We start from the raw sequence: 14,859 nt of genomic DNA on the forward strand, positions 1-14,859 counted from the left end.
GGGTCGGTCAGCAGGTCCGCCGCCGCCGGGGGGGGCGGCGCGGGCCGCGGGCGGGGGGCGCGGGGGCGGCGGCGGGGTGGCGGGGGGGGCGGGGGGCCGCCCCGGCGGGCCGCCCCGGGCTCCGCCCGGACCCGCGCCTCAAACGCCGGCGAGGCTGACATGTCTCCGGGACGGGGAAGGCCCGGCCCCGGGGTGGGGGCCGGGCCTTGCCGGTTTGTCAGGGCAGCGAGGCGACTAGGCCTCGAAGACCTCGTTCATCAGCAGCTGCTGCTCCGCCTGGTGCCGCTTCGCGGAACCCACGGCGGGAGACGACCCGTGCGGACGCGACACGCGCCGCAGCCGCTCGCCGGCCGGGACCTCGGCACCGACGGCCAGGTCCAGGTGGTCGATCAGGTTGAGCGCGATGAACGGCCACGCACCCTGGTTCGCCGGCTCCTCCTGCGCCCAAATGTACTTCGCCGCGTTCGGGAACTTGGCGATCTCGGCCTGGAGCTCCGCACCCGGCAGCGGGTACAGCCGCTCGATGCGGATGATCGCGGTGTCCGTGACGCCGCGCTTCTCCCGCTCGGCCTCCAGGTCGTAGTAGACCTTGCCCGCGCAGAAGACCACCTTGCGGACCGCGTTCGGGTCCACCGTGGAGTCGCCGATGACCGGACGGAAGCCGCCGGTGGTGAACTCCTCCGCCTTCGACGCCGCCGCCTTCAGACGCAGCATCGACTTCGGCGTGAAGACGATGAGCGGCTTGTGGTGCGGGTTGTGGACCTGCCAGCGCAGCAGGTGGAAGTAGTTCGACGGGAGCGTGGGCATGGCCACCGTCATGTTGTCCTGCGCGCACATCTGGAGGAAGCGCTCGGGACGCGCGGACGAGTGGTCCGGGCCCTGGCCCTCGTAGCCGTGCGGGAGCAGGAGCGTGACGCCACTGGTCTGGCCCCACTTCTGTTCCGCGGAGGAGATGAATTCGTCGACGACGGTCTGCGCGCCGTTGACGAAGTCACCGAACTGGGCCTCCCAGAGGACCAGCGCGTCCGGACGGGCCAGCGAGTAGCCGTACTCGAAGCCCATGGCCGCGTACTCGGAGAGCAGCGAGTCGTAGACGTTGTAGCGGGCCTGGTCGTCCGAGAGGTACAGGAGGGGGGTGTAGTCCTCGCCCGTCTCCCGGTCGATGAGGACCGCGTGGCGCTGGCCGAAGGTGCCGCGGCGCGAGTCCTGGCCGGACAGCCGGACGGGGGTGCCCTCCATCAGCAGCGAACCGAAGGCCAGGGTCTCGCCCATGCCCCAGTCGATGGTGCCCTCGTCGATCATCGCGGCGCGGCGCTGGAGCTGCGGCAGCAGACGGGGGTGGACGGTCACGCCCTCGGGGATGGTGACCTGCGACTCGGCGATCCGCTTGACGACGTCCTGCGAGATCGCCGTGTCGACGGTCACCGGGAAGTTGGCCTGCGGGGCCGGGGCCGGGGCGGCCAGCGCGGGCTGCGTGGCGGCCTCGCGGACCTCCGCGAAGACCTTCTCCAGCTGGCCCTGGAAGTCCTGGAGCGCCTGCTCGGCCTCTTCCAGGGTGATGTCGCCGCGACCGATGAGGGACTCGGTGTACAGCTTGCGCACCGAGCGCTTCTTGTCGATCAGGTCGTACATCAGCGGCTGCGTGAAGGCCGGGTTGTCGGACTCGTTGTGGCCGCGGCGGCGGTAGCAGATGAGGTCGATGACCACGTCCTTGTTGAACGCCTGGCGGAACTCGAAGGCCAGGCGGCCGATGCGGACCACGGCCTCCGGGTCGTCGCCGTTCACGTGGAAGATCGGCGCCTCGATCATGCGGGCCACGTCGGTCGCGTACATCGACGACCGCGAGGACTCCGGGGCGGCGGTGAAGCCGACCTGGTTGTTGATCACGACGTGGACGGTGCCGCCGGTGCGGTAGCCGCGCAGCTGCGACATGTTCAGCGTCTCGGCGACGACGCCCTGGCCCGCGAAGGCCGCGTCGCCGTGCAGGGCGACGGGCAGGACGGTGAAGTCCGTGCCGCCCTTGTTGATGATGTCCTGCTTGGCGCGGACGACGCCCTCCAGGACCGGGTCCACCGCCTCCAGGTGCGAGGGGTTGGCGACCAGCGAGACCTTGATCTGCTCGCCGTCCAGGCCGGTGAAGGTGCCGTTGGCGCCCAGGTGGTACTTGACGTCGCCGGAGCCGTGCATCGACTTCGGGTCGAGGTTGCCCTCGAACTCGCGGAAGATCTGCGCGTACGACTTGCCGACGATGTTGGCCAGCACGTTCAGGCGGCCGCGGTGGGCCATGCCGATCGCGACCTCTTCGAGGCGGGCCTCGGCGGCCGAGTCGATGACGGCGTCGAGCAGCGGGATGACCGACTCGCCGCCCTCCAGGGAGAAGCGCTTCTGGCCGACGTACTTCGTCTGCAGGAAGGTCTCGAACGCCTCCGCGGCGTTCAGCCGGCGCAGGATGCGCAGCTGCTCCTCGCGCTCCGGCTTGGTGTGCGGGCGCTCGATGCGGTCCTGGATCCAGCGGCGCTGCTTGGGGTCCTGGATGTGCATGAACTCGACGCCGGTGGTGCGGCAGTACGAGTCGCGCAGCACGCCGAGGATGTCGCGGAGCTTCATCATCGACTTGCCGGAGAAGCCGCCGACCGCGAACTCGCGCTCCAGGTCCCACAGGGTGAGGCCGTGCTCGGTGATGTCGAGGTCGGGGTGCTTGCGCTGCTTGTACTCCAGCGGATCCGTGTCGGCCATGACGTGGCCGCGGACCCGGTAGGAGTGGATCAGCTCGAAGACGCGGGCGGCCTTCGTGACGTCGTCGTCGTGCGAGGCGTCGATGTCCCGGAGCCAGCGGACCGGCTCGTACGGGATGCGCAGCGCCTCGAAGACGTCGTCGTAGAAGCCGTTCTCGCCGAGCAGCATGTTCGCGACGACGCGCAGGAACTCGCCGGAGGCCGCGCCCTGGATGACCCGGTGGTCGTAGGTCGAGGTCAGGGTCATGACCTTGGAGATGCCCAGCTTGTTCAGGGTGTCCTGCGAGGTGCCCTGGAACTCGGCGGGGTAGTCCATCGAGCCGACGCCCATGATGACCGACTGTCCGGGCATCAGGCGGGGCACGGAGTGGACGGTGCCCAGGCCGCCGGGGTTGGTCAGCGAGACGGTGACGCCGGTGAAGTCGCCCATCGTCAGCTTGCCGACGCGGGCGCGGCGGACGATGTCCTCGTAGGCCTGCCAGAACTCGAAGAAGTTGAGGGTCTCGGCCTTCTTGATGCCGGCGACGACGAGCTGGCGGTCGCCGTTCGGCTTCACGAGGTCGATCGCCAGGCCGAAGTTGATGTGCTCCGGCTTGACCAGGGTGGGCTTGCCGTCCTTCTCCGCGAAGGAGTAGTTCATCGACGGCATGGCCTTGATGGCCTGCACCATCGCGTACCCGATGAGGTGGGTGAAGGAGATCTTCCCGCCCCGGGCGCGCTTCAGGTGGTTGTTGATCACGATGCGGTTGTCGAACAGCAGCTTCACCGGGACGGCGCGGACGGACGTGGCCGTCGGCACCTCCAGGGAGGCGTTCATGTTCTTGACCACTGCCGCGGCGGGGCCGCGGAGCGTCACCAGCTCGGGGCCCGCGGGGGCCTCGGTGGCGGGCGCGGCCTTCGGAGCGGCGGCGGGAGCGGAGGGGGCGGCGGCCGGAGCCGAGGCCGGGGCCTGGGAGGTGACAGTCACAGCAGGGGCACCAGAGGGGGTGGCAGGAGCAGGGGCAGGAGCTGACACAGGCGTGGCGGCGGTCGGAGCGGCGGCCGTGGGCGCGGCGGGCGCCGCCCCCGTGGCGGCGTCGGCGGCCTGCGGGGCTGCGGCGGCGGGGGCGGCCTGTGCGGAGGCGCCGTCCGTCGTCGGGGTCTGCGTGGGCTCTTCCGCCTTCGCCGGGGCGCTCACGCCGCCCGGCTTGTAGTCGGCGAAGAAGTCCCACCAGGCCCGGTCGACCGAATTCGGGTCCTGGAGGTACTGCTGATAGATCTCGTCGACGAGCCACTCGTTCGCGCCGAAGCCTGAGGCAGGGGTCTTCCCGCTCTCTGCTGATTCGGTCGTGGTGCTCGAATTACTGGGGGACTGTGGCGACACGGCGGCAACCGCCCTCTTCCGCTTCACAAGGTATGGACAGCGGGAATAAAGGCTACGCCTCCCCGGCGGTCGGATGCAGACCGGGCGGGACATCCGTCGCGCAGGTCACACCGAACGGCGGGTTTCACCGCGTGGAATGGCGGGAAACAAGCGTGGTTCGGGTAGGGCTCACCGCGGTTGCGGCCCCCTGGCGTCGCACCCCTGACGGACCCCGGGCCGGTGTGGCCGAGATCATGTCCTTCCCACTCGAACCCTACGTCAACACGCCCCCTACGAGCTGCCCGGAAGGGTGACCCGGATCCGGCAGCCGCGAGGGGATTCGGCCACGCCGATGTGACCGCCGTGCAGTCCGACGGCCCAGCGGGCGATCGCGAGGCCCAGCCCGGTGCCGCCGTCACCGCCCCGCGCGCTGCCCCGGTTGAACCGTTCGAAGACCCGCAGCCGCTCCGACTCCGGAATGCCCGGGCCCTCGTCCATCACCTCCAGGGTCAGGCTCCCGGGCGCGTCGGCGCCCCGCGCCCGTACCGTCACCCGGCCGTGCGGCGGACTGTGCTTGACGGCGTTGTCGATGAGGTTCGCCACCACCTGGTGCAGCCGCTCCGCGTCCGCGTGGGCCGCCAGGTCGGGCGGGAAGACGTCCAGGTGCAGATGGACGTCGTTGCGGGTGTGGCCGCCGGATCCCGAGGTCAGGCCCGGGCGCCCGGCCGCCGCCAGGCCCGACTCCTTCAGGACGCCCGACAGGTACGGCCACACCTCGAAGCGGCGCGCCTTCAGCGGGACCACCCCGTTGTCCACCCGGGACAGGTCCAGCAGGGTCTCCACCAGCCGACCCAGCCGCTCGGTCTGCTTGAGCGCCGTCCGCATCGTCTCGGGGTCCGCGGCGGAGACCCCGTCCACCACGTTCTCCAGCACCGCGCGCAGCGCCGCGATCGGGGTCCGCAGCTCGTGGGAGACGTTCGCGACGAGTTCCTTGCGGTGGCGGTCCACCGCCTCCAGGTCGTCGGCCATCAGATTGATCGTCGCCGCGAGGTCGCCCAGCTCGTCGCGGCGGCCCGAGCCGCGCACCCGGCGGGTGAAGTCGCCGTGGGAGATCGCCTTGGCCACGGTCGTCATCTCGTCCAGCGGCGCCGTCAGGCTGTGCGCCACGAACTGGGTGATCAGCATCGAGGCGATCACCGAGAACACCGTGATGAAGCGCACCTCGGTCGCCGTGCGCATGGCCACCATCAGCAGGCCCGTGGTGATGAAGACCGAGACCACCACGAGGGTGCCCAGCTTGGTCTTGATCGAGAAGGGCGAGAACGGCCGCAGCCCCGGCCCCGGCAGCCGCCCGCTCACGGCTGCGCCGGGGTCTCCAGGGCGTACCCGACGCCGTGGACCGTACGGATCCGCTCGGCGCCGATCTTGCGGCGCAGGGCCTTGATGTGGCTGTCGACCGTCCGGGTCCCGGAGGCGTCGGCCCAGTCCCAGACCTCGGCCAGCAGCTGCTCGCGCGAGAGCACCGCGCGCGGGGTGCCCGCGAGGCAGACCAGCAGGTCGAACTCGGTGGGCGTCAGGTGGACGTCCTCCGACTGCACCCGGACGCGGCGCTGCGCGTGGTCGATCTCCAGGTCGCCCAGGCGCAGCGTGGAGCCGCGCGGGGCGTGGGCGGCGATCGCCGCCCGCTCCACGCGGCGCAGCAGGACGTGGGCCCGGGCGGCCAGCTCGCGCATGGAGAACGGCTTGGTCATGTAGTCGTCGGCGCCGACCCCGAGGCCGACCAGCAGGTCCGTCTCGTCGTCGCGCGCGGTGAGCATCAGGACCGGCACCGGCCGCTGGGCCTGGACGCGGCGGCAGACCTCCAGGCCGTCGAAGCCGGGGAGCATCACGTCGAGGACGAGCAGCTCCGGCAGCCAGGTCTCGGCGGCCGCGACGGCGGCGGGCCCGTCCGCGGCGGTCTGCACCTGGAACCCCTCGGCGCGCAGCCGGGCGGCGATCGCCTCGGCGATGGTGCGGTCGTCCTCGACGACCAGCACCCGCCGCTGCGCGCCGGGGGTCGCAGGCGAGGCCCCGGCCCCGTTGTGGGTGGTGTGTGTCTGATCCATGTCCCGCCCCGGTAGTCCGACGGGGGACCCGTGAAGATCCCGCGTGATGGGGTGCAGCGTAGAGGAGCCTCCGGGCCGCGGCTATGAGGGGTTCTGCCCGAGGTGGACGACGTCCGGGACACCTCGGGCAACGGGCACCTCTTCCGTCCGTACCGAACTGAATCCGGCATTCCGCAAAGCGTCCTCGAACGGGGCGGACGGTTGTGCGGACCACACGGCCAGTACGCCGCCCGGAGTGAGCCTGGCCCGGCAGGCGGCCAGCCCGGCGGGGGAGTACAGGCCGCGGTTGTCCTCGGTGACGGTCCAGTCGGGGCCGTTGTCGATGTCCAGGCAGAGGGCGTCGTACGGCCCGGTCGCCGGGTCGGCCAGGTGGGCGACCAGGTCCGCGCGGACGATCGCGACCCGCTCGTCCGCCAGGGCGGGGCCCGAGATCGTGTCGAGCGGCCCGGAGCGGTGCCAGTCGACGACCGCCTCCTCGCGCTCGACCACGCTGATCCGCCCCCAGTGGTCCCCGGCGGCCGCGTGGGCGAGGGAGAAGCCCACGCCGAGGCCGCCGATGAGCAGGGACGGGCGCGTCCGGTCGGCGGGCAGGGCGCGGCGCGCGGCGTCCACCAGCAGGCGCTCGGAGCGGCCGTCGGAGGTGTCCATGAGGAAGCAGCCGTTGGCGATGATCTCGTACGTTCCGCCGCGGCGGCGCAGGGCGACCTCGCCGTACGGGCCCTGGCGGCGGTCGACGGTGACGGGCGCGGCGGCGGGTGCGGCGGCGGGCGCGGCGGCGGCGCCGACCCCGGTGACGTGGGCTGACATGGGCGGATCCTCTCCGTGACCGGACGGTCACTCGACTCCACAACGAAGCCCCGCCGGTGGGGGTTCCACCGGCGGGGCTTCGTCGGGGCGAGAGAGCGCCGCGGCGCGGGGTCAGGGCGTCTCGAACGACGGCAACGCGTCCAGGACCTTCCTCAGGGCCGGCGGGACGGAGCCGTCGGTCGCGACCACCTGGTGGCCGTCATGGACGAAGGAGTAGGTGAAGCCGTCGAAGACCTTCCCCTGGCCGGTGGCCGCCGGGGGGAGGTGCGCGAAATCCGCCTGCTGCAGGGCGCCGCGCAGTGCGTCGAGTCCGGCCCCCGTCAGCCTCCCCGTGCGCAGCGGCCGGTCGGAGGCGTCGCGCAGGGTCCACGCCCCGTCCTCCCCGATGTCCAGCGTGCTGCGCCGTCCGGCGTACCCCCCGCTGCGGGTGACCAGGAGCAGCTGCTGCCGCGCGGCGGTCGGCGTGGCGGCCGGCGGAGCGCTCCCGGAGGGGGTGGTGCCCGGAGGGGAGGCGGAGGCGGGGGGCGGCGCGGAAGCGGAGGGGGCGGAGGACGGGGATCCGGCGCCGGGCCCGGGCGTGCCCGGACCGGCCGGCGTACAGCCGCCGAGCACCAGGACCAGCGCGCCCACGGCCACCGCGGCCGTCGTTCGGTACGTTCGCACACCCCACCTCCGCGAGGACTCGGGTCGCCCCCGAGTATGGAGGCCCCACGCCCGTACGGATACCCGGAGGCACCCCATCGGCCGCAACACCGCCCGGGCGTGGCGTGGGCTGCCCCCGCTGCTCGCGCTCGCCCTCGGCCTGTGGGGGCTGCCGCGCGGCGGCTCCATGTGGCGCGACGAGTCGGTCACCTACCAGGTGGCCCACCGGACCTCCGGGGACCTCGTCGGGCTGCTGGGGCAGGTCGACGCCGTGCACGGCCTGTACTACCTGCTGATGCACGGCGTCTTCGCCGTGTGGGACGGCGGGCTCTGGGCGCTGCGGCTGCCCTCCGTGCTGGCTACCGCCCTGGCCGCCGCCGGGGTGGCGGCGCTCGCCCACCGGCTGGGGGCGGGGGAGCGGGCGGCCCTGCTCGCCGGGTCGGCGTACGCCGTGCTGCCGCCCGTGCAGATGTACGCGCAGGAGGGGCGCTCGTACGCGCTGGTCACGGCCGCCGTGATCTGGGCGACGTACCTGCTGGTGAGCGAGTGCTGGGCGGCGTACGCCGTGGTGCTCGCGCTCGGCTGCTGGCTGCACGAGTTCGCCGTACTGGCCCTGCTCGCGCACGGCGTCGTCGCGTGGCGCTCGCGCGCCTGGCGGTGGTGCGTGGTGGCCGTGGGGGTGGCGCTGGCCCCGCTGGTGCTGCTCAGCGCGGGGCAGGCGCAGCAGCAGCTCGGCTGGCTCGGCCGCCCGAAGGCGGGCGACTGGGCGGCGTACGCCGTGATCGCGGGAGCGGCGCTGCTGCTCGCGCGGGGGATCCCCGACCGGGCCCTCGTCCGGGTCGCCGTGCCGCTGGCGCTGGCGCCGCCCGGAGTGCTGCTGGCCGTCTCGCTGGTGCACCCCCTGTACGTCGACCGGTACGTGCTCTACGCCCTCGCCGGGCTCGCCCTGCTCGTGGGGGCGCGGCTGGCGGCCGGCGGCTGGGTCGCGTGGGTGGTGGCGGGGGCGCTGCTGGTGCCGTTCGGCTTCTGGGCCGGGTGGCTGCGGACGCCCGAGAGCCGCAAGGACGACGTCCTCGCGGTCGCGGCGGCCGTGCGGGCCGAGGCGCGGCCGGGGGACGCGGTGCTGTTCCTGCCGGCGCGCCGGCGCGAGTGGCTGCTGTCCTCGCCCGGGCTCTACGCGGGCCTGCGCGACGTGGCCCTGGCCGCGCCTCCCGCCGCTTCGGGCACGCTCTGGGGCACCGAACTGCCCGACGCCGAGCTGCGCGCCCACCTGCTCGCCGCCCCCCGGGTACTTGCCGTCCTGGATCCGGCGGGCGAGCCGGTGGACCCCTACCCCCGGGAGGCGGTCAAACGGCAGGCCCTGGCCGCGCACTTCGACCTGTGCCGCGTGACCTCCCTGCACGGCGCCCGGCTGGCCGTCTTCGCCGCGCCCGGGACCTGCCCGTAGTCCCGCCGCCCCGCTCGGCCCCCGGCTCCGGGGGTCCGGCAGGATGGGGGCCCAAGCGCCCGGGAGGCAGCAGTGACGGTTCGGCACACAGACCTCCGGCCGCTGGTCGGGGTGCAATGGCTCGCGGAGCGGCTCGGCTCCGGGGCGGACGGGGTCGTCGTGGCCGACGCCTCCGTGGGGCCGCACCGGGGAGCGCCCCGGCGGATCCCGGGGGCCCGCGCCTTCGACCTCGACGGGGCGTTCTGCGACCACACCGCGCCCGCGCCGCACACCATGCCCTCGCCCGGGGCCTTCGCCGCGGCCGTCCGCGCCCTCGGGATCGACGACACCAGCACCGTCGTCGTCTATGACGGGGCGGGCATCCACTCCAGCGCCCGCGCCTGGTGGATGCTGCGGGCCATGGGCTTCGACCGGGCCGCCGTGCTCGACGGCGGGCTGCCCGCGTGGGAGGCGGCCGGGCTGCCCGTCGAGGACGCGCCGGCCGGCTACGACGGCCCGCCCGGCACCTTCACCGCCCGCCCCCGCCCCGGGCTGATCGTGGACAGCGCCGCAGTCGGCGCGGCCCTCGCCGACCCGGCGCGCGCCGTCGTCCTCGACGCGCGGACCCGCGCACGCTTCGCGGGCACCGCCCCCGAACCCCGCCCCGGCCTGCGCGGCGGCCACATGCCCGGCGCGCTCAGCCTCCCCTTCGGCGAACTCCAGCGCGGCGGCGCGATGCTCCCCGAGGCCGAACTGCGCGCCGTGCTGCGCGAACTGGCCGGGGACCGGCAGCTGTACGTCAGCTGCGGTTCGGGCGTCACCGCCTGCGTGCTCGCGCTGGGGGCCGTCCTGGCCGGCTACCCGGACCCGGCCGTGTACGACGGCTCGTGGAGCGAGTGGGGCAGGCCGGGCGAGCTCCCCGTGGCCACCGGCGACTGACCGCGAGGGGGGCCGGGGGTAGGGCTGGCACCACCCCCGGCAGGGGTAGCAGCGCCATCGACCGGGCGCGGCCGCGCCGCGAGACTCGGCGCATGACTTCACGCCGCGCCCCCGCCCCGCCGGTCACGGCCCTCGCCGCGCTCGCCGCCGCGCTGCTCCTCTCCGCCTGCACCCCCGACCTCCTCGGCGGCGGGGACCAGAAGACGACGCGGACCGCGACCGCCGATGCCACGGTCACCGAGGCCGTCACCTCTGTCGAGATCAGGAACTCCCGCCGGGGCTCGATCGAGGTGGTTCCCGGCACCGGCCCCGGCGTCTCGGTGCACCGCACCGTCCACTACGGCGGCGACACCCTGCCGCGCCCCGGCCAGCGGATCTCCGGCGGCGCCCTGACCTTCACCGACGACTGCGGCGACGGCACGTCCTGCTACGTCGACTACCGGCTGGAGGTCCCCGCCGCCGCCCGGGTCAAGCTGGGCAGCAGCAGCGGCTCCATCACGGTGACGGGCGTGGCGGAGGCCGAGCTGGCCGCCAGTTCCGGGTCCGTACGGGCCGAGCGGATCTCCGGGGCGCTGCGGGTCTCCACCTCCTCGGGGGAGATCACGGGCGTGGCCCTGGGCGGCCCGAGCGCCGCGGTCCACTCCAGCTCGGGCGACGCCCGCCTCGACTTCACTGGGGCGCCCGCCTCCGTGACGGCCGAGGCGAGCTCGGGGGACGTCACCCTGCGGGTCCCCGGCGGCCCCTACCGGGTCGACCTGACCACCAGCTCCGGCAACCGCGACGTCGCGGTCCCCACGGACCCGGCCGCCGCCGCGCGCCTGACCGTGCGGACCAGCTCGGGGGACGTACGGATCACGGCGTCCTGACCCCGGCGCGGGCACCTCGGCAGCACCCGTCGCATCGCTCTCCGGCGCGTTCGCCCCGGGCGAACGGGGGTTGGGGAACATTGGGCGGCGCACAAGCATTGAGTCGGCATAGCTCAACTTCGCTGCCGGAGGGAAAATCATGGCTTCGTCGTCCGAATCGCTCACCCTGCCCGTGCTGCCGCTAGACGGCGAGGTCGTCCTGCCCGGGATGGTCGTCCCGCTGGACCTGTCCGACGCGGAGGTGCGGGCCGCGGTGGAGGCCGCGCAGGCCGCCGCGGGGACGGGGAAGCCGCGGGTGCTGCTCGTGCCGCGGGTCGACGGCACCTACGCCGCCACCGGCGTCCTGGGCACGGTCGAACAGGTCGGGCGGCTGTCCGACGGTGATCCCGGGGCCCTGATCCGCGGCCGCGGGCGGGTCCGGATCGGGGCCGGGACCACCGGGCCCGGGGCGGCGCTCTGGGTCGAGGGCGAGACCGTGGACGAGCAGGTCCCCGAGCCGCTGCCCGGCGTCGCCGCCGAGCTGGTCAAGGAGTACAAGGCCCTCGCCACCAGCTGGCTCAAGAAGCGCGGCGCCTGGCAGGTCGTGGACCGGGTGCAGCAGATCGAGGGCGTCTCGGCCCTCGCCGACAACTCCGGCTACTCGCCGTTCCTGACCCTGGAGCAGAAGCTCCAGCTGCTGGAGACGACCGAACCCGTCGCCCGCCTGCGGCTCGCCGTGAAGATGCTCAGCGACCACCTCGCCGAGCAGGACGTGGCCGAGTCCATCGCCAAGGACGTGCAGGACGGCGTCGACAAGCAGCAGCGCGAGTTCCTGCTGCGCCGCCAACTGGACGCCGTGCGCAAGGAACTGCGCGAGCTGAACGGTGAGAAGGAGGGCGAGGAGTCCGACGACTACCGCGCCCGCGTCGAGGCCGCCGACCTGCCCGAGAAGGTCCGCGAGGCCGCGCTCAAGGAGGTCGAGAAGCTGGAGCGCGCCAGCGACCAGTCGCCGGAGGGGTCCTGGATCCGCACCTGGCTGGACACCGTGCTGGAACTGCCCTGGAACGAGCGGACCGAGGACGCGTACGACATCCGGGGCGCCCGCGAGGTCCTGGACGCCGAACACGCCGGGCTGAGCGACGTGAAGGACCGCATCACCGAGTACCTGGCCGTCCGCAAGCGCCGCTCCGAGCGCGGGCTCGGCGTCATCGGCGGCCGCCGCGGCGGAGCCGTGCTGGCCCTCGTCGGGCCGCCCGGCGTCGGCAAGACCTCGCTCGGCGAGTCCGTGGCGCACGCCATGGGCCGCACCTTCGTCCGGGTCGCGCTGGGCGGCGTACGGGACGAGGCCGAGATCCGCGGCCACCGGCGGACGTACGTCGGCGCGCTGCCCGGCCGCATCGTCCGCGCGATCAAGGAGGCCGGGTCCATGAACCCGGTCGTGCTCCTCGACGAGATCGACAAGGTCGGCTCCGACTACCGGGGCGACCCGGCCGCCGCGCTCCTGGAGGTCCTGGACCCGGCGCAGAACCACACCTTCCGGGACCACTACCTGGAGGTCGAACTCGACCTCAGTGACGTGGTCTTCCTCGCCACCGCCAACGTGCTGGAGTCGGTCCCCGAGGCGCTCGCCGACCGGATGGAGATCGTCCGGCTCGACGGCTACACCGAGGACGAGAAGGTCGTCATCGCCCGGGACCACCTGCTGCCCCGCCAGCTGGAGCGGGCCGGGCTGGCGGCCGAGGAGGTCACCCTCGGCGAGGACGCGCTGCGCAAGCTGGCGGGCGAGTACACCCGCGAGGCGGGCGTGCGCACCCTGGAGCGGTCGCTGGCGCGACTGCTGCGCAAGGTGGCCTCCCAGCACGAGCTGGGGCAGCGGGAACTGCCGCTGCGGATCGGCGCCGAAGACCTGCGGGGCCTGATCGGGCGCCCGCACCACGTGCCCGAGGCGGGCCAGGACCCGGCCGAGCGGCGCACCGCCGTCCCCGGCGTGGCCACCGGCCTCGCCGTGACCGGCGCGGGCGGCGACGTCCTCTTCGTGGAGGCCTCGCTGGCCGACCCGGAGACCGGGGCCGCCGGGCTCACCCTGACCGGCCAGCTCGGAGACGTCATGAAGGAGTCGGCGCAGATCGCGCTCAGCTTCCTGCGCTCGCACGGCGCGGAGCTGGAGCTCCCGGTCGCCGACCTCAAGGACCGGGGTGTGCACATCCACTTCCCGGCGGGCGCGGTCCCCAAGGACGGCCCGAGCGCGGGCATCACCATGACCACTGCGCTGGCCTCGCTGCTCTCCGGCCGCCAGGTGCGCACGGACGTGGCCATGACCGGCGAGGTGTCGCTGACCGGGCGGGTGCTGCCGATCGGCGGGGTCAAGCAGAAGCTGCTGGCCGCGCACCGGGCCGGGATCACCACGGTGATCATCCCGAAGCGGAACGAGGCGGACCTGGACGACGTACCGGCCGAGGTGCTGGAGCGGCTGGAGGTGCACCCGGTGACGGACGTGCGCCAGGTGCTGGAGCTGGCCCTCTCGGCCGCCGTGGAACCGGTGGTCGCGGCCGCCTGATCCGCACGCACCGCGGCCACCCGAACGGCCCGTGACCCCGCTGCGGCGGGGCCCCGGGCCGCCCTGCGGTCCGCTCCTCGATACTGGTCCTCCACACCATCGATGGGAGCGGTCCGTGCACGGGAGTGAAGACCAGGAGTTCCTCGCCCTGGAGCGGGAGCTGTCCGTCTTCCTCCGGAGGGCCCGCGCCTCCTCCGGCGAGATGGCCCGCGCACTGCACCCCGAGCTGGAGCCGGCGGCGTACGGCCTGCTCGTCCGCCTCGAAGCGGCCGGCCGCCAGCGCGCCACCGAGCTTGCCGCCTACTTCGGCGTCGGCAAGGCGACCATGAGCCGCCAGCTGCGTGCCCTGGAGAACCTGGGGCTGGTCGCCCGCGAACCGGACCCGGCCGACGGCCGGGCCTTCCTGGTGGGCCTGACCGAAGAGGGCCGCGAACGCTTCCTGCGGGTGCGCTACGCCCGCCGCGAGCAGTACATGCGCAAGCTCGCGGACTGGGACCGCGGCGAGGTCGCGGAACTGGCCCGGCTGCTCAACCAGCTGAACCAGGGCGCCGAATAGGGCCCGGCGCCCCCACCGGCGCGGTGGCTTCGGCCGCCGCCCCCCTCAGAGCTCCGCGTACGCCGCCGACGCGTCGTCGTGGCGCTTCGAGCGGACCCGGCCGTCGCCCGCGCGGGCCGCGGCCCGTTCCAGCGCGCGGACCCGGTCGATCAGCGCTCCCGCGCCCTCCTCGCGCAGCACGGCCATGCAGGCGGCCCAGTCGCCCGCCCCGAAGGTGTCCGTCCAGCGGCTCGCGCCGTCCGTCAGCGCGGCCAGCGCCGCCACCCGGGCCCGCGGGGTGCGGCCGGTGACCGCCCGGGCGGCCACCGCGGGATCGGCGGCCGCCGTGTAGAAGGCACCCTGCGCGCCGGAGTTGCGCAGCGCGTCGGTGTCGGCCACTGAGCGCAGGACCTCCGCGGGCACCCGGTCGAGCCGGTCGTCCAGCACCGCCGTCACCCCTCCGTCCGGGGCGCGCAGCAGGAGGACGGAGTCGGACAGCACGAGGTGCTCCACGTACTCCGCGTCCCAGCGGACCACGACCACCGTCGCCTGCGGGGTGCGCACGTGAGAAAGGTCACAGGTTTCGCGGTGCGCGTCGGCGGTCACGCGGATCGCTTCGGCGAGGATGCCGTCGAGCGGCATGTCCCGCCGCGATCCGGACAGTTCGGTCAGCCGCCCGCCCAGGCGGGCCGCGAACCACGGCACGCCGTGCGCGCAGCCGACGTCCCCGCCCGGCGGCGTGACCCCGTCCAGCGCGACCAGCACACCGCCGCCGCCCGGCGCCGGGACCGAGGCCGACAGCCAGTCCTCGTTGGGGCGTTCCGGGTCGCCGGGGGCGGAGGAGAGGTCGATGCGCATGGGAACAGTCTGCCCGGGATGTCCGGTCCGCCAGGCGGCGGCCGGGACGCGGGCCGGTGAACGGGCGG

11 protein-coding genes are annotated in these 14,859 nt (G+C 74.0%); 5 read left to right on the forward strand and 6 right to left on the reverse strand.

Going from position 1 to position 14,859, the window contains the following annotated elements; translation table 11 throughout:
- Positions 1-234: 234 nt before the first annotated feature.
- The 5 genes from ABZY31_RS27310 to ABZY31_RS27330 form a co-directional block, all read right to left on the reverse strand.
- The gene (locus ABZY31_RS27310) at positions 235-4,098 is read right to left on the reverse strand and encodes a multifunctional oxoglutarate decarboxylase/oxoglutarate dehydrogenase thiamine pyrophosphate-binding subunit/dihydrolipoyllysine-residue succinyltransferase subunit (protein ID WP_356415245.1); all 3,864 of its coding nucleotides are present in this window, start codon (positions 4,096-4,098) and stop codon (positions 235-237) included.
- 270 nt (positions 4,099-4,368) lie between these two features.
- Complete coding sequence (locus tag ABZY31_RS27315) at positions 4,369-5,436, reverse strand: HAMP domain-containing sensor histidine kinase (protein ID WP_356415248.1); 1,068 nt, start codon at positions 5,434-5,436, stop codon at positions 4,369-4,371.
- Positions 5,433-6,182: a response regulator transcription factor gene (locus ABZY31_RS27320; RefSeq protein WP_356415251.1), complete on the reverse strand. Its 750-nt coding sequence runs from the start codon at positions 6,180-6,182 to the stop codon at positions 5,433-5,435. The genes ABZY31_RS27315 and ABZY31_RS27320 overlap by 4 nt, the downstream gene beginning before the upstream one ends.
- 81 nt (positions 6,183-6,263) lie before the next feature.
- Positions 6,264-6,989, reverse strand: coding sequence for a spermidine synthase (locus tag ABZY31_RS27325; RefSeq protein ID WP_356415253.1), 726 nt, complete (start codon positions 6,987-6,989; stop codon positions 6,264-6,266).
- A 111-nt stretch (positions 6,990-7,100) separates the two neighbouring features.
- A complete protein-coding gene (locus tag ABZY31_RS27330) occupies positions 7,101-7,652 on the reverse strand; it encodes a hypothetical protein (RefSeq protein ID WP_356415256.1) in 552 nt (183 codons plus the stop codon).
- A 166-nt stretch (positions 7,653-7,818) separates the two neighbouring features.
- Here ABZY31_RS27330 and ABZY31_RS27335 point away from each other — a divergent pair, with 166 nt between their 5' ends.
- The 5 genes from ABZY31_RS27335 to ABZY31_RS27355 all read left to right on the forward strand — a co-directional run bounded on the left by ABZY31_RS27335 (position 7,819) and on the right by ABZY31_RS27355 (position 13,954).
- Entirely contained in the window at positions 7,819-9,078 is a 1,260-nt protein-coding gene (locus tag ABZY31_RS27335) for a hypothetical protein (protein WP_356415259.1), read from the forward strand.
- A gap of 72 nt (positions 9,079-9,150) precedes the next feature.
- Positions 9,151-9,996, forward strand: a complete 846-nt coding sequence (locus ABZY31_RS27340) for a sulfurtransferase (protein ID WP_356415261.1) — start codon at positions 9,151-9,153, stop codon at positions 9,994-9,996.
- Between the two features lie 92 nt (positions 9,997-10,088).
- Complete coding sequence (locus ABZY31_RS27345) at positions 10,089-10,862, forward strand: DUF4097 family beta strand repeat-containing protein (protein WP_356415264.1); 774 nt, start codon at positions 10,089-10,091, stop codon at positions 10,860-10,862.
- A gap of 139 nt (positions 10,863-11,001) precedes the next feature.
- Positions 11,002-13,398 (forward strand): endopeptidase La, encoded by a 2,397-nt coding sequence (gene lon, locus ABZY31_RS27350; protein WP_356415267.1) that lies wholly within the window; start codon positions 11,002-11,004, stop codon positions 13,396-13,398.
- Positions 13,399-13,513: 115 nt separating this feature from the next.
- On the forward strand, positions 13,514-13,954 hold the full coding sequence (locus ABZY31_RS27355) for a MarR family transcriptional regulator (RefSeq protein ID WP_356415270.1): 441 nt from the start codon (positions 13,514-13,516) through the stop codon (positions 13,952-13,954).
- A 45-nt stretch (positions 13,955-13,999) separates the two neighbouring features.
- Here ABZY31_RS27355 and ABZY31_RS27360 read toward each other — a convergent pair whose 3' ends face one another.
- Positions 14,000-14,791: a hypothetical protein gene (locus ABZY31_RS27360; RefSeq protein ID WP_356415272.1), complete on the reverse strand. Its 792-nt coding sequence runs from the start codon at positions 14,789-14,791 to the stop codon at positions 14,000-14,002.
- Positions 14,792-14,859: the final 68 nt, after the last annotated feature.

The organism is Streptomyces sp. NPDC006529, from assembly GCF_040611795.1.
In the GTDB taxonomy this organism is placed as follows: domain Bacteria; phylum Actinomycetota; class Actinomycetes; order Streptomycetales; family Streptomycetaceae; genus Streptomyces.

Bases quoted from the DNA above. Each gene is read 5' to 3' on its own strand.
- ABZY31_RS27320 (WP_356415251.1), bottom strand. From the start codon at position 6,182: ATGGATCAGACACACACCACCCACAACGGGGCCGGGGCCTCGCCTGCG.
- ABZY31_RS27325 (WP_356415253.1), bottom strand. From the start codon at position 6,989: ATGTCAGCCCACGTCACCGGGGTCGGCGCCGCCGCCGCGCCCGCCGCC.
- ABZY31_RS27335 (WP_356415259.1), top strand. From the start codon at position 7,819: ATGTGGCGCGACGAGTCGGTCACCTACCAGGTGGCCCACCGGACCTCC.
- ABZY31_RS27345 (WP_356415264.1), top strand. From the start codon at position 10,089: ATGACTTCACGCCGCGCCCCCGCCCCGCCGGTCACGGCCCTCGCCGCG.
- lon (WP_356415267.1), top strand. From the start codon at position 11,002: ATGGCTTCGTCGTCCGAATCGCTCACCCTGCCCGTGCTGCCGCTAGAC.
- ABZY31_RS27360 (WP_356415272.1), bottom strand. From the start codon at position 14,791: ATGCGCATCGACCTCTCCTCCGCCCCCGGCGACCCGGAACGCCCCAAC.